The sequence below is a fragment of the Shewanella sp. MBTL60-112-B2 genome (assembly GCF_019655055.1).
In the GTDB taxonomy this organism is placed as follows: Bacteria; Pseudomonadota; Gammaproteobacteria; order Enterobacterales; family Shewanellaceae; genus Shewanella.
Genome location: NZ_BPFA01000004.1, coordinates 159,052 through 182,379, shown reverse-complemented (window position 1 = coordinate 182,379; position 23,328 = coordinate 159,052). Strand labels below are relative to the sequence as shown.

The following is a 23,328-nucleotide window of genomic DNA, read 5'->3' as shown; positions in this document are numbered from 1 at the left end:
GTCTGATAATTATTGACTCGCTCCCCATGAGATCATTTAAAATAGCCGCCTTTGTCGTTCGATATCGAGAGCTTGTTTGAAAATTAGTCAGCGCCTGAAACAGATAGATAGCATGATAGAGCCAAGATACGAGCATATCTGGGATTGCTGCTGCGATCACGGCTTACTCGGCGCCGCGCTTTTAGCGAGAAAGGCCGCTCACAACATTCACTTTGTCGATGTTGTACCCAGCCTAATGCTTGAAGTGCAACAAAAACTACAACGGTTTTACCCAGATGCTGAGCTAGAGCAACAGGGCGCTTCAGTCGACATAACGGTAAATACAAGTCAGTTTAGCAAATGCCCATTGAACGACAGCCAAAGCTATTGGCAAGTACATTGCCTCGATGTGGCTCAGCTTGCTCTAGCCGACAAGGCGCAACGTCAGTTAATTATCATCGCAGGTGTCGGCGGCGAACTCACCATAGAACTGGTTCAGCAAATTATTGCTCGCCATCCACAGCACTCATTGGAGTTTATTCTGTGCCCTGTGCATCACATCTATAAAGTGCGCACTGCAATGGCGCAGTTAGGTTTAGGGCTTATCGATGAGCACCTGATGCAAGAGAACAAACGCTTCTACGAGATCTTACACCTGTCGAGTACAAGCCAAGTTCCTCTCAGCGCAGTGGGCTCTAACATGTGGAATTTAAACCGAAATTTAGATAAATGTTATTTGCAAAATACACTAAAGCATTATCAGCGGATTGCTCAAGGCTTAGCGAAAGCTAAGCTCAGTGCTGAACAACAAGCTGAGCTAGAAGCAGAGCAAACCTTTATCAACACTGTTATTACTGATTATCAAAAGCTACATGCCAGCATTTAGCTCAAGTAATAGCTTGTAAGACAGGGCTTGGTTAATAACCTTAAGCTACCACTAATTTAAAACAATGAGTCACTCCATGCGTCTGTTAAAATCCACTATTCATGCCGATATTGCTCAGCTTACCGCAGATGAACTTGCGACTAAAAGCTTCCATCGCCAAGCGGCTCGCGGCATTATCCTCAAGGGTGAAGAGATCTTAATGCTCTACACCGAACGTTATCATGATTACAGTATTCCAGGTGGTGGCGTCGATGAAGGTGAGGATATTCGCTGTGGCCTGATCCGTGAGTTAGAGGAAGAAACTGGCGCTAAAAATATCGAGGTCATTAGTGATTTTGGCCGCTACGAAGAGTTTCGCCCCTGGTACAAGGATGATTTTGATGTAGTACATATGGAATCATTCTGCTTTGTTTGCGATATCCATGCTGAACTGGGTGAGACTCGGCTAGAAGCTCATGAAATTCAAAATGGGATGACGCCAGTATGGATCAACATCCATCAAGCTATTGCGCACAACGAACACACCATGGCACATAGCCCTAAAAAAGGTATGTCGATTGAACGAGAAACGTTTCTATTAAAGCGTGTAGTAGCTGAGCTTTTAAAGTAGCAGTCAGTTGCTATGGCAACGTAAAAGCGTGGACTTGTTGCCTGTCCACGCTGAAATACCAATCATTTGCTGCCTTCAAGTTTCACAATCGCTAATTCGAGTCGCTTTATCTCTCGTTGAATCGCATTTCTATTCATCTCGTTATAGATCCACATCTTAATCGCGATTTGCATCATACTTGCCAGCAAAAGCGTCACTCCCCACTTGATTAGCTCCGCTGGGCTCACCACAACAAAAAAGAATTGATAGCCTGACCACAACATAAGCAAACTCAACACAAAGGCAATAATGCTCATTAGGATCATCCAGCCACCTAAACGCCCCTTGTAGGCATCGCCTAGCATGGCAAATAAGCTTGGATCGCGCTTAAGTCGACTATTTATCTGCTCCGACTCCTTTAGCAGCTGCTGACGGATCTTTTCATCGATATCCATAATCTCTACTCCTACTGTTTGTTCTAATCGCTATTCAGATCCCGAATCCGATACTGAGTCTAATGTTTGCTTTAAGCGCTCTCTTGCTCTAAATAAACGCGACTTAACGGTTCCTTGTGGGATCTCAAGCACCTTGGCTATCTCCTTTAAACTCAAGCCCTCGAGATAAAAAAGATGAATAACTTGCCCTTCTATATCTGGGAGTTTGGCAAGCGCTTTAGCCAAATCACCATCATCAAACTTGTCATTTCGGACAAGAGGCTCTGTACCTTCCATTGGCTGGTATCGTTTTTGCTGCTTGAGCAAATCTTGCACTTGCCAGCGTACGAGTTTAAACACCCAACTATTTATTGCGCCTGGATCCTGAAGTTTATTTACGGTTTTAGCTAGCCTAATTAACGCATTCTGCACGGCGTCTTCAGCTAGATGTACGTCACCGCAGAGCTTAACGGCAAAGCTAATCGCACGGGGATAAAAGTGCTGGCATAGATTGGCAAATGCATTGCTGTCACCGGACTGCACTTCTAATACCCAAAGCTCAATTTGTGCTTGTTGTATGCTAATAAGTGCTCTCCTATGTCTGTTTAATAAAGACGATGCAGCGGAGCAAAAGGTTCACGCAACATAAGAAAAAAGGGAGCTTTTGCTCCCTTTTACCTGTCTCAATTGTAAAAATTAAAGCTTAAAAATAGACGAACAAATTAATAATCATGGCATTGATAATATCGATAAAGAAACCGCATACCAGTGGCACAATAATAAAGGCTCTATGGGCTGCACCATACTGCTGAGTCACTGCCGTCATATTCACAATTGCCGTAGCAGTAGAACCTAAAGTCACCCCACCAAAGCCTGAGCAAATAACCGCAGCTTCATAGTCTTTACCCATCATTCTAAATACCACAAAGATGGTAAATACTATCGATAATAATACCTGTACGGCCATGACTACCGAGATATAGAGCAAGCTACCCTCTAACTCCCAAATCTTAAGACTCATCAAAGCCATAGTCAGGAACATACCCAAGCAGATATCTTGAATAAGCGACAAGCCCTGAGACGCATCGTCTAAATAGGCTCTATCCTTGACCTCTCTGCGATTTAGAATGGCTCTTCCTATATTACCTATGATAATACCCGCCAGTAGGCAGGCGACGAACATAGGCAGCTTAACCCCAGCTTCTTGTAGGGCCAGATCGATAAAGTAACCAATGATCAGGGTGACGTTTAGCCATAGCCAAGCTCGTAAAACACCAAAGTAGTCGACCTTAATATGTGATGACCCCGCCTGATGGCTGGTACCAATATCGAGATCTGAATCATGGTTTGCTTGCACTTTATGGCGCTTCATCAAATATGCAGCAATAGGGCCACCAATCACACAGGCCGAAATCAGTCCAAGGGTATTAGAGGCTATACCGAGTTCACTTGCATTTACGATACCCAGCTCTTCAACGAATGTTGGCGTCCAGGCCATCGCCGTGCCCACACCACCTATGAGTGAAATCGAACCAGACATCAGGCCTGCCTTGGGATCTAAACCAAATAAGGTGGCAATGGTCACGCCTGTAAAATTTTGCAAGAAGATGAATGCACTGGCTAGGATAATCAAGATAAGTAGCGGCTTACCGCCTTTTAACAGTGTTGCAAAATCGGCTTTTAAACCAATACCTGCAAAGAAGTACAGCAATAATACATCACGAATTTCCAGATTAAATTCAACCTGAATATCGAAAGCGTAGTAAAGAATGCCGACAATCGCCGCGCAGGCAAAGCCACCGACAACGGGCTCAGGAATACTGTATTTCCTGAGTAATTCATAGCGAGAAATAATATATTTACCAATAAATAGCGCGATGATCGCTAAGGTAAAAGAGACGAAATCTTTAATTTCAATTAATTGTGTTTCCATGACAAGCGTTCAATCCCTTTGCAAAATGTATAAGCAATACCAAACAGAGCACCCTTTCACCTGAAGCTGCGGGCTCACTCGAGTCGAATTACATCATCATAGAGATTTTGTGCGAATTAATCACCCGTTCTTTTACAACACGTTAACTTGTTAACTCATCCTTTAAAGTCATATTAGCCTGATATTTACCTGCTCCTGTAGTCGCTACAGTCAAAACCCACAGCCATCGTGATATACAAAGCTCCCTTCTACTAGGTCAAGGCGCAACAAAGCGGCAAACTTGCAAAGCAATATCGGAAGATATAGGTTGAACCATTAAAAATGTTAACAAATCGATAACCACAAGTTTTGCATCTGAGTAAAAACAATACAATTTACAGCAAATAACTTGGTCGGACTTGTGATCCACTTCTCTTTAGTTGAATACTTTTTATACCAATCAGGGAGCGTTTATCTAAGGAAGGAAGTAACCAACATCATTGAAGGCAGCAGACTTATGTTCAAATCATTATCATCCCGTATATTCGTTGGCTTATTTGCCGGCTTATTACTCGGCACACTTTTCCAATATGGCTTTAGCGACAATAGCTTTGCCAATACCACCCTAGTAGATATTGCATCCGGCGCCGGCAGCATGTTTGTCCAGCTCATTATGATGCTGGTTGTACCGTTAGTATTTTTCAGTATCGTTAGCGGTATTATCGAGCTAAAAGATCTAAAGTCATTCGGGCGCCTCGGCAGTAAGACGTTTGGCTTGTACCTAATCAATACCGTTATTGCGATTGCAGCGGCTATTGCTCTTGCACTACTGATAGCTCCCGGTCAAGGCATGCAACTAACCGGAGAAGATGGCGCAGCCCTGACCTCCACCAGCTTGCCTAGCTTTATCGATATGATTGTTAATATTATTCCAAGCAACCCATTCCAGGCGTTTGCAGATGGTAATATGTTGCAAATTATCTTTATGGCACTGCTTACTGGCGGCATCATTAAAGCCCTTGGCGAAGATGTAAAGCCCATCGTCACCTTCTTCAAGTACGGCAACAAAGTCATGCTTAAAGCGATAACCGTTGTTATGCAAGTCGCGCCTATTGGTGTGTTCGCACTAATGGTCAAACTGGGTGCCACCTTCGAGCCCTCTGCATTTGTCAGCGTATTGAGCTATATGGCGGTAATTTTAAGCTTATTAGCCGTCTGGGCCCTTGTGGTATATCCGGTAGTCGTAGGCATGACAACTAACATCTCTGCAGGTGAGTTTCGCCGTAAAACCCGCGAGCAGTTTCTGTTTGCTCTTTCGACGGCAAGTTCGAATGCCACGATTCCTGTCACCATGCGTACCTTAACTGACAAACTTGGCGTAAAGCCTAGCGTTGCAGGCTTTGGTGTACCTATGGGGGCGACCATGAATATGAGTGGTGTAGCCATATATATTACTGTCGCCGCTTTCTTTGTCGGTAATGCCTTTGGCTACCCTATCACCACAGATCAAATTCCAGCGCTCGCATTTAGCGTGTTCTTACTGTCTATTGGTGCAGGTGGCGTTCCTGGTGGCGGGATTGTGATGATCGGTGTGTTGATTCATCAAATGGGCTTACCTGTTGAAGCCATCGCATTAGTTGCAGCTCTAGATCGTATCATCGATATGTTCTGTACCAGCACAAATGTGGTAGGCGACTCTGCCGTGGTGAGTATTGTTGACCATAGTGAGCAGCATGACTTTGAACCAGCATCGTCAATGGAGCTCAATGCAGAAACACGCACATAATCTGCAAACGGGTAAAAACGTTACCTAACAGGTAAACACTGATATGAAAAAGGCACCCTAAGGTGCCTTTTGCTTTAAGTATACTTTTTAATTACTTTGCGTATTCAACCGCAATGTTCGCAGCCAATTTAGCGTTATTGAATACAAGTTCAATATTAGCCGCTAAGCTCACACCTTTAGTGGTTTCAGCCACTTTAGCCAATAAGAATGGTGTAGACGCCTTACCGAAAATGCCTTTGCTGTCCATTTCTGCAACCGCGTCAGCAATCACTTGATCGATCATAGCGCGATCTAACTGATGTGCCTCTGGGATTGGGTTAGCAACAACGATACCGCCTTTAAGGTTCATATCCCACTTAGCTTTCATTGCCGCAGCAATTTGCGCTGGAGTATCAAGTTGGTAATCAACACCAAACTCGCTTTCACGTGTGTAGAATGCTGGTAGTGTGCTGGTTTGGTAACCAATAACAGGTACACCTTGAGTTTCTAAGTACTCTAAAGTTAGGCCTATGTCTAAGATTGACTTAGCACCCGCACAAACAACTGTTACATCAGTATTTGCTAGCTCTTGTAAGTCAGCTGAAATATCGAAAGTCTGCTGCGCGCCACGGTGAACACCACCAATACCACCTGTAGCGAACACTTTAATACCGGCCATCTGTGCCAAAATCATAGTTGAAGCAACCGTTGTTGCACCGTCAACGCCTTTAGCAACGATAAACGGAATATCACGACGGCTAGTCTTAATCACATCTAGACCTGCTTTACCTAAGTACTCGATCTCGTCGTGAGTCATACCCACTTTAAGACGACCCTTTAGGATTGCGATTGTTGCAGGTACTGCACCGTTGTCACGAATGATCTGCTCAACTTTAAGCGCCGTTTCTACGTTTTGCGGATAAGGCATACCGTGAGAAATGATGGTCGATTCCAATGCAACTACAGGCTTACCTGCTGCTAATGCTGCTGCAACTTCTGGATTAATATCTAGGTACTGCTCTAACATAACGACTCCTTGATAACGCGCTTAACGGTAATTTCAGACATATTAGGGTTTATTGTGGCTAAGTGAGACAGCGCAACAACCGCGGCTCCTATAGCAAATTGAGTTGACTCTTCAGTGGTCCACTGCTGGATCCAGCCGTGGGCCAGACCAGCAAGAAATGCATCACCCGCGCCATTGGCATTGACCATTGACACGGTCATAGCTGGAACTAAGGCTTGTACGCCCTCATCGCTATAAAATACGCCATCACAACCTAAGCTTAAGAAAATGCGCTTTACGCCTTGGCTGTGGAACCAGTTCGCTAACTCAGGGAGTTGATCATGACTATCAATACTGATCCCAGAAAGCTGCTCAGCTTCTTTAAGGTTAGGTTTTAGGGTATGGACTGAACTTAAGAAAGGTCTAATTTTCTTGGCTTTAGCACAAGAAACTGTATCGACAAAAATGGGTCTATCTGAGAAGTTACTTAACAGGTACTCCAAAGACTCTGCCGATAAATTAGCATCGACAATGATCAATTCTGCCCGGCGTAGCACTTCTTCATGGGTCTTTAACACAGCAACGCTGAGTTTTTCCAAAATCGCCATGTCATTAATGGCAACATGCATATCGCTATCGCCATCGAGTACAGATAAATAAGTAGAGGTAGCAAACTCATCTAACTGAATGCAGGCTTTCATATCGACACCCGCCTGTTGGCACTGAGTCATGATCATCTGACCATAAGTATCTTTACCAAGCGCACTAATTAGATGAGTATCAGAGCCTAGTCTGGCTAGGTTTTCTGCGATATTGCGGCCCACGCCACCAGGCGAGCAGGTTACGCTACCAGGGTTTGAGTCGCCAACTTGTAGGGTATGTAAGGGACGGCCAAGAATATCCATATTGGCACCACCGATCACGATGGCATAGCGAGATTCAGCTAGGATATAGCCCTTACCTTTAATCACGCCTTTATGGGTTAAATTCATGATATGACCAGCCACTGCTGAGCGACTGATCCCCAATTGATCGGCAATATTCTGCTGTGGGATCAACGGGTCTTGTTTAAGTAGTGCTAGTATCTCGAGTTCGCGTTCTGTCATTATTATTATCCAGTCGACACGGCCAAACAGACATTTGTTTGGATACCAAACTTTTGTTTAAACTTGTGCGGAGGATATGCTTAATTAATTGATTAATCAAGAGCGACAATGTTCGATTGGAGGAAATTGTGATCGAGATGCTAAAAGAGTATCAGCTTAAATAACGCTAAATTAGATGTTGATTAACAACCTGTCATCTGCAGTCAAATAGAATGTTCTCGTAAATTAAATGGCGCGAATACAGTCAGAGCAAGCTCTAAGGCAGAACAACATCTCTGCTATTTAATGAGTAATAGCTGGAGATGAGGCGCTTTGATTTAATAGAAAAATGCTAATAATGGATACAACTAGATATGACGGCTGGAAGTAAAATTAATATCGATGAGTACAATAAAAGGCCGATACTCACACTCCAGAAGGACTGTCTCACAAAGAGCTGTCTTGGCAGTAACTGTGAGTATCATAAACCTATTATCTATCCTTTCACTCTAAACAAGCACTAAACCTTAACGCTAAGCACTTGTTCTAAGTGCTAGAGCACCATACTTAAGTAACCGAGTACCAATACAATCATAGAGGTAAGCGCATAAGGTACAGGATAGCCAACGGCTGGCATATCACTTTGACAAACATCTTGAGCCCCTTTCATAGCAGGTGTGCTATTACGTCCGCCCGCACATGCTCCAGCAAGTACTGCAGGATTCATCTTGCGGAAATACAAGCCATATATCCAAGCTAACAAGGGAGGAACAAGTGCAGCTGTTAAGCCAAGAACCGCGATTTTAATCACGACAATACCTTGAAACGAAGCCAAAATCTTAGGGCCAACCGTTGCAGCAAGCACCGCGACAAATAAGCTTAAACCGATATCTTGCAAGAAACTCCTTGCTCCTTCACTCATAGGCCCACCAAAGGTTGGGTTACGAGTTCTTAAGAAGGAAAATATAATTCCGGTTAACATACAGCCCGCAGAAGTTCCTAATGCAAAAGGGATCCCACCTAAGGTCACGCTAAAATGTCCACATACATAACCAATCAGCAAGGAAATGGCTAGGTAAAAGGTTTCCGTTAATGTACTTTCTACGATTGGTGTACTATTTAACTTTTTAGCGACTTGTTGAACGCACCAATCTGAACCTGCAATCCGTAATACATCACCAACCTCAACTACAGTTTGCTGCGCTATTGGCAACTGATGCCCTTGACGAAATATTGCTTTAATATAAACACCAAAGCCAATCTCTTCGCTTATTTGACTTAAAGTTTTACCGGTATAGTTAGATTTACCCAAATGAACATCAGCCACTTCAATATCGACGTTTCTAGCTCTAGGTTCATCTACCTCTCTTCCTACAGCTTCGCCATCGGCAATCAACACATTGTAATCACCACGAATACCGATAACATCACCTAAGGCAAGTTTTGGATTATCCGCCGCATCAAATACTTGTTCACCACGAACCACTTTTAAAACAGCGGCATGGGGAAACTTCTTAAACAGCGACTCTACGCTTTGGCCAACGAGTTCTTGGTGCTCGACCCGATAAGCACGAATATCTAATGGCAGCACTCCAATATTTGAGAATCCACTAGTACTTGGTAGTGCCTCTACGTCATCACCAACACCAAACTCCGCTTCAGCCTCTTTACCCGCCTTAACAGGATCGATACCAAACATTGCTGGTAAGTATTTGATCAATAGAATAATGAACACACTTGATAAGACATAACTGATAGCATAACCTGCAGCAATATTAGCGCTGACTTGATCTAGCGTCATTCCTGCAGGAGCCTTAAATGCTCCTGAGGAGATGGCTGACTGTGCCACGCCCATCACGGCTGTCACTGTGTAACTGCCCGATATAATCCCTGCGGCATACCCAGGAGCTAATCCCAATAATTTAGCCCCAAAAAATACAATCAGGAAGTTACTAAAGACCACAATCAAGCCAATCACGACAAAATCTAACCCACCTCTAGCTAGGCCTGAGAAAAACTGTGGCCCAACCTTCATGCCTATTGCATACATAAACATCATTAAGAAGATGTCAGATACTAGGCCGGGCTCCTCGATTTTTAATCCATAAACGGAAAAGGCTGTCAGGGCTATCGCGACACCAACCACTAAGGTCCCTGCCGTTGAACCCAATGCAACACCCTTAATAGTTATTTTTCCAAGCGGATAGCCAATAGCAATGGCTAAAAAAAGAAACACAAAGGGATTATGAGCAATATAACTAAACACAAAACTGAATAACTCAGAAATATTCATCATCATTTCTCATACTAAACGGAATGAAAAAAGGCCGTCTTTGTAGACGGCCTTTCGACTAGTTAACCATGATTAAAACCTGATGACTCTTTGGCATCACTACCGTGTGAAATTGGATGTTCGGCAAAATATTCGACACAGTGCTTCAAGTCAGCAACTAATAAATCTGCTTGATCGCGACTAAACCCATGACGCACCAGAATCCGCATTATGACTAGATCTTCTCTTTTAGGTGGCATAGCGTACGCCGCAATCTGCCAACCTCTAGAGCGAATACGATCAGAAAGGTCAAACAAGTTAAATCCTGGGTCCACGCCCTCTTTTAAAGACCAGCTCATAGCAGGGATCCCGTCATGACCATCATAAATGATCTCGAACATTCCCAGCTTTTCTATTTCACTTGATAGGTATTGCGCGGTGTCATAACAAGCCTGATGGATCTTTCTGTAGCCTTCTTTGCCTAAACGCAAAAAGTTGTAGTATTGCGCAACTATCTGGCCGCCAGGTCTTGAGAAATTCAATGCGAAGGTAGGCATATTACCGCCAAGGTAATTCACGTTAAATATCAGATCTTCATCCAAGGCTGACGCATCTCGCCAAATAACCCAACCCACACCTAAAGGACTTAAACCAAATTTATGCCCTGACGCATTAATCGATTTTACCCTTGGTAAGGTAAAGTCCCACTCTAGCTCTGGTTGGCAAAATGGCGCTAAAAAGCCTCCACTAGCGGCATCAACGTGCATTGGAATATCCAGTCCAGTATCTTTTTGCAACTGGTCGAGCGCATCATGTACTGCCTTTACTGGCTCGTACTGACAAGTAAACGTCACCCCTAACGTGGGTACAACACCAATGGTGTTTTCATCGCAGCGCTTAACCACTTCTTCTGCATTCATGATTAAACGATCGCCTTCCATCGGGATCTCACGTAACTCGATATCCCAATAGCGTGCAAATTTATGCCAGCAAACCTGCACGGGTCCACAAACCATATTGGGCTTATCAGTGGGCTTACCTAAAGCCTTCATCTTCTTACGCCAAGCCCATTTTAATGCCATACCACCTAGCATCGCAGCCTCGCTCGATCCCGTGGTTGAGCAACCTAAGGTATTTTCGGCGTCAGGAGAGTTCCAAAGATCGGCAAGCATATGCACACAGCGAGCTTCAAGTTCTGCGGTTTGAGGATACTCATCCTTATCGATCATGTTCTTATCGATACATTCATCCATCAATTGATGAACTTCATCCTCAACCCAGGTTTGGCAAAATGTCGCTAGATTTTGACGAGAATTTCCGTCCATCATCAACTCGTCGTGTACGATTTGATATGCATGGCGAGGATTATTCTCCTGATCAGGCATCTTGTATTTAGGCATGGATAAAGCTAAGTCTGACGATGAGTAGATATCATCTAAGAGGTCATCTCGCACAGTATCTTTTGAGTGAAGAGGCATTATATTTTACTCCAATGAATTAAATAGAATTTCCTACTAGCTGGCGATGGTCAGCTGATGTAACCAACATAGAAGATAGTGCACACCACCGCAACACCCAACCGACAGTAAAACTAGGAATTAATCAAAAGTTAATCTAAAACACATAATTACACACAAATACCAGTTGAAAGCAGCAACAAACAGACCGCTTACAGCATTCAAGCTCGCTAAGGGGTGGAGTTAGGGCAAAATAAAACCTAATCCAATGAATCAGTTCGAGTTGGTTAATGTTTAAAATGTACAAATTAGTATGGGAGTAGTTGTTATTTATCGCCAATTTTAAATTAGCTGATTTGCAATGCAGACTGGATTATGGCCGTAATAGTTAACTCTGAATATTATTTTGACAATGAATCAATCATTACGCTGTTATTGCTAACGAATAAACCTATTACCCTTAATGTCACACTCATTAGATTTTGAACGTGAAACCAACATGACTCAATCGACAACCACATTGAACTCTCGATTAGCCACTCCTTTAACAATAGTGGCAAATATTACAGCCCATGCCGATAAGACTAAACAAGTAAAAGCCGAACTGATAAAGCTGATTGCAAAAACTCGAGACGAAGAAGGTTGTTTATACCAATCAGTATAAGAAGTTGATCTACTCAGAGCATTTTTTGGCAAACTAATTCAAGGCGAATAGCTGTAAGAATGGCTATTCCCTTGTAAAGCTTTTCAACGCTGAAGTAGACAGCCAAAAACGCTCCAGAATGGCGACCAAATCTTTATACTGATTGGTGTTACAATATGACCTGCACCAAGATAACGAAAATCCTGCGCATTTTACCTTTTATGAAAACTGGGTTTCAAAACAGTGTTTGCAAGCTCATCTGAACTCGCAACACTTAAGAGACTATGTAGCGGCAACAGAGGGAATGGTAAAAGAATTTACCCTCAATGAGATGACAGTAATAGGCTGAACTTAACGCTAGTGAGTAGAGCACGACGATATAAACCGCATAAACAATGAAAGAGAACGCTCACTAGCAGCTATCTAGCTAAGCATCCTCTTCATGCATATAGCCTTCAATTAGCACCATCTGCTCCGAAAGTTTGTCATCGACGTTGGCTAAGCGATAGCTGCCATGGGGCAGTTTTTCTAAACAAATACTGTCACCTGCTTGTATATGTAACTGATCAATGACTTCCCTTGGCAGGGTTAATCCTAATCCGTCTCCGACAACCTGTATCTTAAGCTCCGCCATAATCCCCACCTACTGTGTTAATTAACCTAACGAAATACTTTGTGCATCTGCTGAAATAAGACAGTTCACTATTAATATTATAGTTGAACTCTCCTTTCTCAGCGTTGGTTTACAGCCTCACAAATTATAGTTCAAACTCGGTTGCAACACGCTTCCAATAGACACCTGACTCGTAACTGGTTTTATCTCTATCGAGAATAAAGAGCCCTTTGAAGCGGTACATGGTCTGCCCTAGCTCATCTTTAACTCGAGCAAAAACCATCTGCTGAATATTTTCAGCGAGATTTTTATCGATAAACTGACGCTTCTTAACTTCCGACTCGATACAGTATTCATGGATCTCACAGCCATCATAGCTGATATGATTGAACCACTGCTCGTTGGGGTACAGTTTTGGGAACCACAGCCTTATATTGGGATGGTGAGGTACGCTAGCTGAAGATCGCTGCCACCCTTTATAGTTATGCCCGAGTAGGTTACAGACTTCAGATGAAGTACGCAGAGCGACATTGCCACTGACACGAATAACACCTCGGCTCTGAAGATAGTTCACGCTATGCTCAGTTTCAGGATCCCAAGGCTGAAAATGACCAGCTGTTTTTTGCTCCTCAACTGTTTGCCGGATCCCAGCAACAATTTGGTCAACTTGTTGGTTAATCTGCTCAATTGGCACCGAGGCATCAATACGTTTAACCTCATGATCGGTCGAGGTAATAATATCAAGCTCTCGAATTTTATCGGCATCGATTTGTGTTTGATGAAACCCCTCATCAATTTCGATGTGTAGCTTAAGCTGCGGTAAGTAAAGATCCGTCAGCGCAAAGCCGTTAGGCCGTGCAACGTATTGCTGGGTGACAAACTTAATATCAAGATCATCAACTTTATGGATAATTCGAGTAATGGCATACAACTCAAAGCGCTTATTTTTACAGCGCTGGAGTTGCCGAGTCATATGTAAGGTTTTCATCAAAATAAGATAGTGACAAAATAGTAAAAGGAGCGAGATTCTATATGTTTCCAGCTTTCAAGCACACCAGTAAACAGCAATATAAGCAAAAAATGATAACGAAGACTTTAACTCCTATATTACACCGCTCAGTCTTAACCAAACGTTACCAACAAGCATAGTCTTCAGTATCCTTGGTCAACTTGCTTATGAAGATGATGCCGCAGTTATTGAGCCTATCAAAACTAACATCGAATGGGCTGGTAAGCTTGATAATAAAGAATTCGTTGCAACTGACTTAACGCCTAGCAAAAAGGAGAGCTGAGACTCTCCTTTTTGCTATTTAGTAGTATTTAGCTAATTGCTGCATTAGAAAATAACAGCTTTAGTTAATCATATTCGGTAGTCAATGTGGTCTTAACTCGGCTTATGGTGCTTAGTAATATACCTGTCTAACTGATTGCCAAAGGCTTGCTTCTCACTGGCGCCGATAGCCGCGGGACCGCCTGTTTGTACACCGCTGGCGCGCATGGTGTCCATAAAATCGCGCATATTTAGAATCGACTTAATATTTTGCTCAGTGTAAAGCTCGCCGCGCGGATTTAAGGCGACGCCTCCTTTGTCTATCACTTCTGATGCGAGTGGAATATCAGCCGTAATCACAAGATCCCCAGCACTAAGTAGTTTAACGATTTCATCATCAGCCACATCAAAACCTGAAGAGACCGTTTTCAAGTTAATATAAGGCGATGGCGGGATACGCATCCAGTGATTGGCCACCAGCGTCACTTCAATTTTGGCTCTATCTGCGACTCTAAATAAAATCTCTTTAATCACCCCAGGACACGCATCTGCATCAACCCAAACTTTCATTACCACTCCTCACATAGGCCACAGCCAGATAGAATCAACAAAGAATTATAACAGCTATTGCGTATTATCCTTAGCCATAGCTGCCAATAAAAACTAGATAAAATACACCTGCCTAAGATATGATTTCGCTACATGCTTCTTTAATAAATTACAGCTAGGTCGTTATTCCTATGAGCGAATTTTCTCCTGAATGTTTTAATTTCTTAAACCTACTTTCGGTTAATAACGACAGAGAGTGGTTTAAAGCCAATCAACAACAATACGAAGATAAAGTCCGCACCCCTGCATTAAAATTTATTGAAGCCATGCAGCCACATATTCTTGGGCTGTCACCTCGATTAACTGCCGTACCTAAAAAAGTTGGTGGCAGCATGATGCGCCCTCAACGTGACAGCCGCTTTAGTAAGGATAAAACGCCCTATAAGACCAATGTCGGGATTCAGTTCCGCCATTTTCAAGGCAAAGATGTCCACGCTCCAGGGCTCTACCTGCACATTGCCAATGACGGCTGCTTTATTGGTGCGGGAATTTGGCACCCAGAATCTAAAGCCCTCAACGCCATTCGAAGTTGCATAGATGAAAACCCCAATGGCTATAAAAAAGCGCTACGCGAATTAACTACCCAAGGGTTTGAGATGCAAGGCAGCAAGCTCATTCGCCCACCTAAAGGTTATGACAAAGCGAACCCCATGCTAGAAGAGCTTAAGCGCAAAGACTTTATCGCTATAAAACCGCTGACTATTGAGCAAATTTGCCAAGCTGATTTTGCCGAAACTTGCGCCCATGAGTTTGCTGCTTGCCAGCAACTGATGCGTTACCTGTGCTTTGCGTTAGATCTTGATTATTAACACTCCATTTATCTAACAACGCAGTGAGGCGTTTGTATCAAGCGCCTCTACACGCAAGTGCAATCTCTGCTACAATTGCGCCAGTTTTAATTTCCAGCCTATTTTGGGCGAGTTCAGGCACAATTTAATGGTAGAACCTTCAACATCTCCACAAGACGCTTTTCAAGCACAGACTCCAGCGCAAAAGCGCGCGTTAAGCTATAGCAATACGATTCATCAACTGTTTTTGAATGTGATGAACGAAAAGCTACCTGCTGATCGTATTGTCGGTGAGTACTTTAGAACTCATAAGAAACATGGCTCTAAAGACAGACGCGTCATAAGAGAAAGTTTGTTTGCTCTATTTCGTTGGTGGGGCTGGCTTAAAAAGCTCCATAGCAGTGAACAACAAGATTCTAGCTGGTTTGCTTGCTTAAGCCTTGTTGCTGAATTAGAAGCCCATAAATGGACTCAATTTAGTGAAGCTTGGCGTGAGTTTGCCAACCAGTCTGCTAAGTTTAATCTAAGCCCAGCCACCCAAGCATTGTCCAGTGTTAGCGACAGATGTGACTACTTAAACCAACAGCTTGCCGATATTAGCTTTGTTGATACAGAGTTATTACCTGAGTGGTTTTGGCATGTTTCCCAAGTCGATGATGCAGACAAAAAGGCGGTTATCGAAGCGATGTGCTCACGCCCGCCAATCTGGGGCCGCGCGCAAACACTCACTCAAGCGCAACTCATTGCGTCACTTGCAAACAACGACATCACAGCTGTTGCCAGTGAGTTTTTTGATGACGCGGTAAACCTTGGTCATAAAAGCGTTAACCTAAATGCAATTGATGCCTACCAGCGCGGCGAACTTGAGATCCAAGATTTAGGCTCACAGGTCATAGGTCAAATTTGTGCACCTAAAGCGGACGAGCAATGGTGGGATACTTGCAGCGGCGCGGGTGGCAAGTCACTACAGTTACGTTCATTAATGCTAAGGCAGGACTCTTCGGCTTCAGGTACGATTATCTCATCAGATATTCGCCGTAAGCCGTTAGAGGAATTAATAAAGCGTGCTAAGCGTGCTGGCTTTAATGGCATCAGTACCGCGCCATGGAAAAGCGATGACTTACCCGTTAAAGCCAATGCGTTCGATGGCGTGTTAGTCGATGCGCCTTGTAGTTGCACCGGTACTTGGCGGCGTAACCCAGATATGCGCTGGCTCGATGAGGCAAGCGTCGTTACCGATAAGCATGCCTTGCAGTTAGATATTTTAACCCGCAGTGCCAAAGCGGTTAAACCACAAGGTCAGCTGGTCTATGCCACTTGCTCACTTTCGCCTATTGAAAACGAACAGGTGGTCAATGCGTTTTTAGCGGCCAACCCCGAGTTTGAGCTGCAGTCCCTGACTCATCCATTTACTGGACAGCCCGCTCAGATGCTCACCATATGGCCCCATGAGGCCGATACCGATGGCATGTTCGTTGCTAAAATGAGCAAGCGCTAACAGGTATTAAGCATTAACTTTAAAATAAAAAACGCCATACTCTGTATGGCGTTTTTTATGCAACTCGTTCGATAATAAAATTATAACTGACCTAAACTATGCACATACCTTTCTCGACGCTTAACACTCTGATTTTTGTATAAGTCATGCTCAGATTGCCGCAACCATTGACCACTATCATTGACATCCATGTTAAAGCTGACCCCAAGATGAATGCTCACATCGCTGTAGTGATCAATCAAATAACTTGATTGGATCCGTGAAACCTGCAGCTGTATCTTATGAGAAAGTTCTGCATCACATACAATAACAAAACTATTGTCTGCTATTCGATAGGTATTATTTAACTCACATTCTGCATCTATATGCTCATAAACCTGTCTAAGAGAATCTGCCACACCGCAAATTACCTTATCTACCTCGTTATGGCCCAGTTTTCGGGTCAGTAAGGGTAATCCCTCTAACGAAACTAAGGTCAAACATAACTGTTTAGAGGCATGAGCACCGAAGGGCAAGCCCTTAAGCATGGACTCATCAAATGCGAAACGATTCGGCAGCCCTGTTAACTTATCTGTGCGAGCATTTTTCCTTGCGACTTCAAGTATTTCTATATGGCGCTCTTTCTCTTCTGACAGCAAGCGAATTTTATAGGCTAGCGCAAATGACAATAATAAAGCATCGGCTGCACCTCCAACCAAAGTCGCCAGCTCGGCATTATCAAAAAAGTCAGGCGTCAGCCCCATATTCCCCGGCAAGATCAACACTGCAGGTAACAATAAACAAGAGAAGGCTAACAGGAAATAGCGTGCAGGATGAAATCCCTTCAACAGGCAGACATTGCCACAAAACATCGCCAGTGCTATCCAAAGCATGATCAACACAGATGCAATTATTGCCGTATAGGAAACCAAGTACATACTCGTCGGCAAGGCAATAATGCATAACCACATTAGCCCTAAACTGAGGCGATAAAGCTTTGGTGACAAATCTTGCAGTTGCAAAAAGTGGATATAGAATAGAATATTAAATATTGGTAACCCAATAAAAAACAGATGGTGTATCTCCAAATCATGAAAATCAAACAGATGAGCAGGTAAGTGGAAAGTTAGCGCCCAGCCAATCAAATAACACAGAACATAACAAGCATAATAAAGAAATGCTCTATCACGGATAGAAACAAAAATGATCCCGTTATATAGCGCAATAAAGATTAATCCACCTATACAAAGGATGATGAACAAGGCATAAATATCTGACTGTCGCTGGTGCTCTTTGTACACTTCAACTTGAAGTTTAGGCTGAGATGAAAAGTAACGACTGTTGACTCGAGTGACCAGCCAGTAATTCACACCTATACTCATTTCTACGCTTCTAGCATAGTCAAACAAGAACTCATAAGGGGCGTAATAACCACTATGAAAATACTGCGTAGAACTGTCTTCGCCGATTAACCAATAATCGACGGACTCAATAATCGAGTTTTTGACATTAACCGTCCAGCGAGTGTTGTAATTATTTACCTTCACCGCTGACACCATCCAGTAGTCACCGCCAGAAAGCGATACTCTGTTCAATTTCTCTTTAGAGTCCATCCAAGAGATAGTCTGTAAAAAGTCTTTAGGAGCCTCGTCTTCAGCCTCAGCATTAAAAATGAACGTTTGCTCGATAACCGCTGCTTGGCGCGCATAGCTTACATCGCTATATATAAACACCGACAGCAGTAACAGTAGTCGCATTATTTTTATTAGCATTAACCGCGTTACCTACCTGTTTAATTTATGTTGCTCGGCACTCGCCTCACATTTTACTAAAGTTTTGTGACAGTAGTTTACATAAACAACAAATAGGCAGCAATTCAATCATGAACTGAATGCGATAATCGCGCCTAAGCTAAACGATTAAATAGGCGGTGTTGAAGGTATTTCAAAGGGGTCATTTGTGCAAAACAGAAGTGAGGCTGAAAGCTCAAACTGAGTAAAAGAAAGCAACACATTACCAGCGGAAGTGACTAAGGCTGGTAAAATGCCAACCTTAGCCACTTAATCTATCTGTAAATCAAGTGGGAAGTGTTAATTAGAAAGACGCTTTAGCACCTAAATAAAATCCCGAGTCTAAGCTAGTATTTGATGCATTGTCATACTGTAAACGAATGTCTCGATATCCCACAAACAGAGCTAAAGCTGGATTAAGACTATACTGCACTCGACCATCTAATTGCCAAGAACCGTCAATATCACCAAATGATAATACCGATGGCGAATAATACCCTGAACCATGAATAGAAACATTCGAGCCTAAATGCATGGCATAGCGACCGCCGAGCCCAACAAAGTTGCCGTTCTGACTCTTTTTTGACCACACTTGAGAAAATTTGGCACCCAATTCAAAGTGATGAATTCCGGCGTCATGAGCAATATGCATGGCACCTGATAGCATCTGCCCTCCCTTATCAGCATAGATATACTCAAGGGATGCGTTAACGTCTTTATTAAGATCAAACTGTAACTCTGTCGACAACATGTCGTCATTGATACCAAACGTAAAATCTGTCGCATAGGTATTGATAGACAAACTGCTCAATACAAGCGTTGCCATTAAGGTTTTTACTGTCATTTATGATTCCGAAACTTATAAGCTTTCGGCAAGCATACATAAAGGGCTGACACATTTTTATAGAAACCTGAGCTCAGACTTGGCATTTAAACAAACTCAAACAACTTACACACCAAATAACAACGCAAACAACCATTAACACCCAAGCGAATCAAAAAGTAACAACCGAGTAAATATGAATTTTACTTGTGAATTCTTTATGTTAGTCATGCCTTTATCACAACAGAAATGTTTTACTGCAAAAAAACAAATGTCGCTATTTCTTATGTGGTAACTTAGCCCGAAACTAATCGAGATATAGTCATCAAAGCCTTACCAGCATTAGGCTTGAAGCTAATTGGCTTGACGTAAAATCAACACTCTTTATAAGCGGCGACTATACTCAATTATCAGCACAGTATGCTTAGGAGCAAACATGAAAAAGTTAACATTAACGCCACTGACTATTGCTATCGCCACGGGCTTAATGCTGTCAGCTTGCGGTTCAGACAGTGATTCTAATCAGCCTGAGCAAGCAACTTTTAGCTTAGGCGTGTCCGACAATCCGGCTGACGCCAACATAGTCAACGTGGCTTTTAAGCAAGTTGTGTTAAAAAACAGCGACGGTGCCTTTTCATTCGATGTAGCCACTGGTGATGACGGCTTACAACACGTCGATCTATTAAGCTTTCAAGGGCAAGATGTTGAAACTTTAGTTAGTGGTCAGTCGGTTACTGTGGGTGAATACCAAATGTGTATTTACATGGAAAACAACACCATCTCTAGCGATGAAAGCTCTTATGTATTAAGTGGCGCAACTGAAGATGAAAATGGAGAGTTCGTAGGCGGTGACATTGAGGGCTTAGTCACCAACAGTAACGGCTCTTGCGGTGGCGTAGGCGCCGAAGAAGAAAATACCGGCCGCCTATTCTTTAACAAGTCATTTACCATTGCAGCCGGTAACAATAACTTTGTTGCCGAGTTTAACCTCGCCAAAGGCCTACAAGCGCCACACGGAAACAAAGATTACTGGACACTAAAACCTACCTCTGTACAGCTTGTTAATGCCTCAGAAGTCGGCGCCATTAAAGGACAGATCAACCAAGAAACCATGGATAACTGTGAAGTGGCTGCTGGAGGCTCAGAATTTAGCCCTGCTGTTTATCTGTATCCAAGTGAAACAGAACTCGAGCAGATGGCAGACTTTAGAACGGGTCCAAATGTCTTAACACAGGTTGCTCCAATCACATCTGCGAGAGTAAATCCTATCCTTGATGGCAGTGATAATATCACTGGCTATGAATACGAATTTGGTTTTGTCGTCGCTGACACCTATAGCCTAGGTTATACCTGTCTAGCTCAAAACGATGATCCCATTGCCTCAAACGTTCGCACCCCTGAAGATGGTAGTGCGCCATTCTTCCTTGATTCAGCCGAACAAAATGTCATAGTTACCCAGGGAGAAACCACCATTCGCCATTTCCCACAGGAATTTGTGCCGCAACAGCCTTAACTTTACGAAGTCGCAATGTATAAGATGTGAAAGGGGCATACCTATGCCCCTTTACTTTTCTTGCTCATCAGTAATACTCTTTTTGTAACCTCAGCGTTAAAGCAAAAAAACGCATGTTATCCTGCAAGGTTATTACACAAACCTAATCAATATCGATAAAGTCTTCCTAATTCAATAAGGGGGAAAAATGACAGCTTCCATTTACGACTTTTCAGTTAACAATATTCAGGGACAAACGGTTTCACTGGCAAACTTTAAAGACAAAGTTATATTAATCGTCAATACGGCTAGTGAGTGTGGTTTTACCCCACAATATCGTGAGCTTGAGGCTCTATATCAAAAACACCAATCTCAAGGCCTTGTTGTACTCGGGTTTCCATGTAACCAGTTTGGCGAGCAAGAAAAAGGCGACAGCCAAGCCATAAGCTCATTTTGTGAATTAAATTTTGGTGTGACCTTTCCATTATTTGAAAAAATTGAGGTTAATGGAGCCAATACAGCCCCCCTTTATGCGCATTTAAAGCAATCCGCTAAAGGCCTACTTGGCTCTGAAAGAATAAAGTGGAACTTTACTAAATTTTTAGTCGATAAACAGGGGAAAGTCACCCAACGCTTTGCACCAACGACTAAGCCAATGGCGATTGAGAGTGAAATTTTAAAACTACTTTAGCCAATAAAATTAATAACTTAAAAATTCCATTTAAAAACATCATATATTCTGGATTATTTTTTGAACTTTATCAGAATACTCACCTCTAACCTTTTGAGCATTAGTTTTTATGTTCATCATTCTCCCTGGGGCTTCTAGCGCAGCCCCCCTTGATCTCAATGTAGGTCAATCTGGCAACCCCTTGGGTTGCCCTTTTTTTGTCCCGTCTTGGCTCTCTACATCTTTTTTCGCATTTTTTTGAAAAATTTCTAGCATTGATTGAACTAAATATAAAATGGCTAGTCTGACTATATGAACCGATTCTCTTTGAGTGAATATATTAAAGATTAACGACTTAATATATTGGCTTAATCTTAGTTTCATTGTTCATCATCATTCCCTTAGGTACTCCTTATAGGTTTGCCACCGAGTTAAGCTTTAGCTAGCGCATTAAAACTTAACTTTTGAACTTACTTTTTATGGCAACCTCATTAGGTTGCCATTTTTTTTGCTATTTTAACGCCTATTTTTAAAGGTTATTTTAATAGCTATCAGTATAAAGATTTGGCCGCTCAGCGAGAGCTTAGCTGCACCGTGGCAAGGTCATTAATAGCTCCTCGGTAACAGCTCCTGCATTATTCCAGCTTCGACCATGCTACTCGCAACGAGTGAAGAACATAACAACTCTACGTTTAAACTCCCTCTTATTCCTTAAGAGCCACAGTACCTGAGCCGCTAACACTCGCCATTGTGGAGCATTTTTTGGCGACCTGCTTCTGAGTTGAATAACTTCACAAGGGAGCAAACATGCGTTCAGTTATTCGCCATGGATTAGTTTGCCAATAAAGTTTATCAAGATATGAAATAAACAAATGAAATCAGCAACTGCAAGCTTAATACCTATTTAGAGATATAAGATCTGAGGTGTTAAATAATAAAATTTTGATTTTTTGGGAACTAATCTAAATTTAACGACTCTGACTATATGAACCTATTCTCGTTAAGTGAATTTACAGCCTTAAGGCTTATTATCTTGGCTTAACCTTAGTTTCATTGTTCATCATCATTCCCTTGGCATTCCGTTTAGGGTTGCCCTTGGAGATAAGTTGTTAGCTAGCGCAAAATCAGCTTATTTCTACTTAGCTATTGTTATGGCAACCTGTTTAGGTTGCCATTTTTTTTGCATGTAATTTTTATCCACCACTTAACATGATGATTCTCAGCTGGGGCAGTCTTCTAACAAAACCATAAAATTAATGACTAAAAGTAACAGCGGCTAGAGATAATAGTGGGCAAATAAAATATTTAGCAGCTTGGGATTTGTCCTAACAATTTAAACACTTAGAATAAATGCATTCTCATTTAATCAAATAATTGCAGATAAATTGAAATTTGACGGAACTAACTGAGATTTATCGACTCTGACTATATGAACCGATTCTCGTTAAGTGAAGATTCAAGCCTGTAGGCTAAAAATGTTGGCTTAACCTTAGTTTCATTGTTCATCATCATTCCCTTAGGCATTCCTTATAGGTTTGCCATCAAGTTAAGCCTTTAGCTAGCGCATTAAAGCTTAACTTTAGAACTGATTCTTTATGGCAACCTTTTGGGTTGCCATTTTTTTTGCTTATTTGACTCAAGCTAGGCTGCCGTTCGCCGTCACCCGCTTAGACTCATGCCAACCAAACAATCCACGAAACTAGTGACTAGACATAATGACTGGGATAACAGGGTGTACTGTGAATAGTTTATTATTTAGGCGCTTAAG

Annotated in this window: 21 protein-coding genes; 9 read left to right on the top strand and 12 right to left on the bottom strand. The window is 42.5% G+C overall.

The window, feature by feature from the left end:
* Positions 1-76 precede the first annotated feature (76 nt).
* Together K5Q73_RS04095 and K5Q73_RS04090 are read left to right on the top strand one after the other, a co-directional pair.
* Positions 77-865, top strand: a complete 789-nt coding sequence (locus K5Q73_RS04095) for a tRNA (adenine(22)-N(1))-methyltransferase TrmK (protein WP_220765328.1) — start codon at positions 77-79, stop codon at positions 863-865.
* A gap of 76 nt (positions 866-941) precedes the next feature.
* Positions 942-1,475, top strand: coding sequence for an NUDIX hydrolase (locus tag K5Q73_RS04090; RefSeq protein WP_220765327.1), 534 nt, complete (start codon positions 942-944; stop codon positions 1,473-1,475).
* A 62-nt stretch (positions 1,476-1,537) separates the two neighbouring features.
* Here K5Q73_RS04090 and K5Q73_RS04085 read toward each other — a convergent pair whose 3' ends face one another.
* The 3 genes from K5Q73_RS04085 to gltS form a co-directional block, all read right to left on the bottom strand.
* Positions 1,538-1,909, bottom strand: a complete 372-nt coding sequence (locus K5Q73_RS04085) for a DUF6768 family protein (protein ID WP_220765326.1) — start codon at positions 1,907-1,909, stop codon at positions 1,538-1,540.
* Positions 1,910-1,939: 30 nt separating this feature from the next.
* A complete protein-coding gene (locus K5Q73_RS04080) occupies positions 1,940-2,452 on the bottom strand; it encodes an RNA polymerase sigma factor (RefSeq protein ID WP_259650829.1) in 513 nt (170 codons plus the stop codon).
* 139 nt (positions 2,453-2,591) lie between these two features.
* Positions 2,592-3,821, bottom strand: a complete 1,230-nt coding sequence (gltS, locus tag K5Q73_RS04075) for a sodium/glutamate symporter (RefSeq protein ID WP_220765324.1) — start codon at positions 3,819-3,821, stop codon at positions 2,592-2,594.
* 496 nt (positions 3,822-4,317) lie between these two features.
* On the opposite strand from gltS, the gene K5Q73_RS04070 reads away from it, so the two are divergent.
* Entirely contained in the window at positions 4,318-5,586 is a 1,269-nt protein-coding gene (locus tag K5Q73_RS04070; protein WP_220765323.1) for a dicarboxylate/amino acid:cation symporter, read from the top strand.
* Between the two features lie 91 nt (positions 5,587-5,677).
* Here the strand turns inward: K5Q73_RS04070 and K5Q73_RS04065 are convergent, their stop codons facing one another.
* The 4 genes from K5Q73_RS04065 to K5Q73_RS04050 form a co-directional block, all read right to left on the bottom strand.
* Positions 5,678-6,592 carry a pseudouridine-5'-phosphate glycosidase gene (locus tag K5Q73_RS04065; protein ID WP_220765322.1) on the bottom strand — a complete coding sequence of 305 codons (915 nt, stop codon included), beginning with the start codon at positions 6,590-6,592 and terminating at the stop codon, positions 5,678-5,680.
* A complete protein-coding gene (locus K5Q73_RS04060) occupies positions 6,586-7,677 on the bottom strand; it encodes a PfkB family carbohydrate kinase (protein WP_220765321.1) in 1,092 nt (363 codons plus the stop codon). The genes K5Q73_RS04065 and K5Q73_RS04060 overlap by 7 nt, the downstream gene beginning before the upstream one ends.
* A gap of 532 nt (positions 7,678-8,209) precedes the next feature.
* A complete protein-coding gene (locus K5Q73_RS04055; protein WP_259650828.1) occupies positions 8,210-9,952 on the bottom strand; it encodes an aspartate:alanine exchanger family transporter in 1,743 nt (580 codons plus the stop codon).
* A 59-nt stretch (positions 9,953-10,011) separates the two neighbouring features.
* On the bottom strand, positions 10,012-11,406 hold the full coding sequence (locus K5Q73_RS04050) for a glutamate decarboxylase (protein ID WP_220765320.1): 1,395 nt from the start codon (positions 11,404-11,406) through the stop codon (positions 10,012-10,014).
* A 442-nt stretch (positions 11,407-11,848) separates the two neighbouring features.
* Between K5Q73_RS04050 and K5Q73_RS04045 the strand changes: the two genes are divergently transcribed.
* Complete coding sequence (locus K5Q73_RS04045; RefSeq protein ID WP_308443288.1) at positions 11,849-12,049, top strand: putative quinol monooxygenase; 201 nt, start codon at positions 11,849-11,851, stop codon at positions 12,047-12,049.
* A 145-nt stretch (positions 12,050-12,194) separates the two neighbouring features.
* Positions 12,195-12,377 (top strand): putative quinol monooxygenase, encoded by a 183-nt coding sequence (locus K5Q73_RS04040; RefSeq protein ID WP_374706802.1) that lies wholly within the window; start codon positions 12,195-12,197, stop codon positions 12,375-12,377.
* A 78-nt stretch (positions 12,378-12,455) separates the two neighbouring features.
* On the opposite strand, the gene K5Q73_RS04035 is transcribed toward K5Q73_RS04040, so the two are convergent.
* From K5Q73_RS04035 to K5Q73_RS04025, 3 genes are all read right to left on the bottom strand, one after another.
* Positions 12,456-12,662: a hypothetical protein gene (locus K5Q73_RS04035; RefSeq protein ID WP_220765318.1), complete on the bottom strand. Its 207-nt coding sequence runs from the start codon at positions 12,660-12,662 to the stop codon at positions 12,456-12,458.
* 124 nt (positions 12,663-12,786) lie between these two features.
* Positions 12,787-13,614, bottom strand: a complete 828-nt coding sequence (locus K5Q73_RS04030; RefSeq protein ID WP_220765317.1) for an AbaSI family restriction endonuclease — start codon at positions 13,612-13,614, stop codon at positions 12,787-12,789.
* A 411-nt stretch (positions 13,615-14,025) separates the two neighbouring features.
* A complete protein-coding gene (locus tag K5Q73_RS04025; RefSeq protein ID WP_220765316.1) occupies positions 14,026-14,481 on the bottom strand; it encodes a YaiI/YqxD family protein in 456 nt (151 codons plus the stop codon).
* A gap of 170 nt (positions 14,482-14,651) precedes the next feature.
* On the opposite strand from K5Q73_RS04025, the gene K5Q73_RS04020 reads away from it, so the two are divergent.
* Positions 14,652-15,329 carry a DUF2461 domain-containing protein gene (locus tag K5Q73_RS04020; protein WP_220765315.1) on the top strand — a complete coding sequence of 226 codons (678 nt, stop codon included), beginning with the start codon at positions 14,652-14,654 and terminating at the stop codon, positions 15,327-15,329.
* 127 nt (positions 15,330-15,456) lie between these two features.
* Positions 15,457-16,806, top strand: a complete 1,350-nt coding sequence (locus K5Q73_RS04015) for an RsmB/NOP family class I SAM-dependent RNA methyltransferase (RefSeq protein WP_220765314.1) — start codon at positions 15,457-15,459, stop codon at positions 16,804-16,806.
* 80 nt (positions 16,807-16,886) lie between these two features.
* On the opposite strand, the gene K5Q73_RS04010 is transcribed toward K5Q73_RS04015, so the two are convergent.
* Both K5Q73_RS04010 and K5Q73_RS04005 read right to left on the bottom strand, forming a co-directional pair.
* Entirely contained in the window at positions 16,887-18,557 is a 1,671-nt protein-coding gene (locus K5Q73_RS04010; protein ID WP_220765313.1) for a 7TM diverse intracellular signaling domain-containing protein, read from the bottom strand.
* A 322-nt stretch (positions 18,558-18,879) separates the two neighbouring features.
* Positions 18,880-19,419: a YfaZ family outer membrane protein gene (locus K5Q73_RS04005; protein ID WP_220765312.1), complete on the bottom strand. Its 540-nt coding sequence runs from the start codon at positions 19,417-19,419 to the stop codon at positions 18,880-18,882.
* A gap of 415 nt (positions 19,420-19,834) precedes the next feature.
* On the opposite strand from K5Q73_RS04005, the gene K5Q73_RS04000 reads away from it, so the two are divergent.
* Together K5Q73_RS04000 and K5Q73_RS03995 are read left to right on the top strand one after the other, a co-directional pair.
* Positions 19,835-20,911, top strand: a complete 1,077-nt coding sequence (locus K5Q73_RS04000) for a DUF4382 domain-containing protein (protein ID WP_220765311.1) — start codon at positions 19,835-19,837, stop codon at positions 20,909-20,911.
* 187 nt (positions 20,912-21,098) lie between these two features.
* Positions 21,099-21,581: a glutathione peroxidase gene (locus K5Q73_RS03995; protein WP_220765310.1), complete on the top strand. Its 483-nt coding sequence runs from the start codon at positions 21,099-21,101 to the stop codon at positions 21,579-21,581.
* Positions 21,582-23,328 lie beyond the last annotated feature (1,747 nt).

Coding starts and splice junctions, on each gene's coding strand:
- K5Q73_RS04060 (WP_220765321.1), bottom strand. CDS start 7,677: ATGACAGAACGCGAACTCGAGATACTAGCACTACTTAAACAAGACCCG.
- K5Q73_RS04020 (WP_220765315.1), top strand. CDS start 14,652: ATGAGCGAATTTTCTCCTGAATGTTTTAATTTCTTAAACCTACTTTCG.
- K5Q73_RS04030 (WP_220765317.1), bottom strand. CDS start 13,614: ATGACTCGGCAACTCCAGCGCTGTAAAAATAAGCGCTTTGAGTTGTAT.
- K5Q73_RS03995 (WP_220765310.1), top strand. CDS start 21,099: ATGACAGCTTCCATTTACGACTTTTCAGTTAACAATATTCAGGGACAA.
- K5Q73_RS04090 (WP_220765327.1), top strand. CDS start 942: ATGCGTCTGTTAAAATCCACTATTCATGCCGATATTGCTCAGCTTACC.
- K5Q73_RS04050 (WP_220765320.1), bottom strand. CDS start 11,406: ATGCCTCTTCACTCAAAAGATACTGTGCGAGATGACCTCTTAGATGAT.
- K5Q73_RS04055 (WP_259650828.1), bottom strand. CDS start 9,952: ATGATGAATATTTCTGAGTTATTCAGTTTTGTGTTTAGTTATATTGCT.
- K5Q73_RS04045 (WP_308443288.1), top strand. CDS start 11,849: ATGTCACACTCATTAGATTTTGAACGTGAAACCAACATGACTCAATCG.
- gltS (WP_220765324.1), bottom strand. CDS start 3,821: ATGGAAACACAATTAATTGAAATTAAAGATTTCGTCTCTTTTACCTTA.
- K5Q73_RS04035 (WP_220765318.1), bottom strand. CDS start 12,662: ATGGCGGAGCTTAAGATACAGGTTGTCGGAGACGGATTAGGATTAACC.
- K5Q73_RS04010 (WP_220765313.1), bottom strand. CDS start 18,557: ATGCTAATAAAAATAATGCGACTACTGTTACTGCTGTCGGTGTTTATA.
- K5Q73_RS04025 (WP_220765316.1), bottom strand. CDS start 14,481: ATGAAAGTTTGGGTTGATGCAGATGCGTGTCCTGGGGTGATTAAAGAG.
- K5Q73_RS04065 (WP_220765322.1), bottom strand. CDS start 6,592: ATGTTAGAGCAGTACCTAGATATTAATCCAGAAGTTGCAGCAGCATTA.
- K5Q73_RS04005 (WP_220765312.1), bottom strand. CDS start 19,419: ATGACAGTAAAAACCTTAATGGCAACGCTTGTATTGAGCAGTTTGTCT.
- K5Q73_RS04085 (WP_220765326.1), bottom strand. CDS start 1,909: ATGGATATCGATGAAAAGATCCGTCAGCAGCTGCTAAAGGAGTCGGAG.
- K5Q73_RS04015 (WP_220765314.1), top strand. CDS start 15,457: ATGGTAGAACCTTCAACATCTCCACAAGACGCTTTTCAAGCACAGACT.
- K5Q73_RS04000 (WP_220765311.1), top strand. CDS start 19,835: ATGAAAAAGTTAACATTAACGCCACTGACTATTGCTATCGCCACGGGC.
- K5Q73_RS04070 (WP_220765323.1), top strand. CDS start 4,318: ATGTTCAAATCATTATCATCCCGTATATTCGTTGGCTTATTTGCCGGC.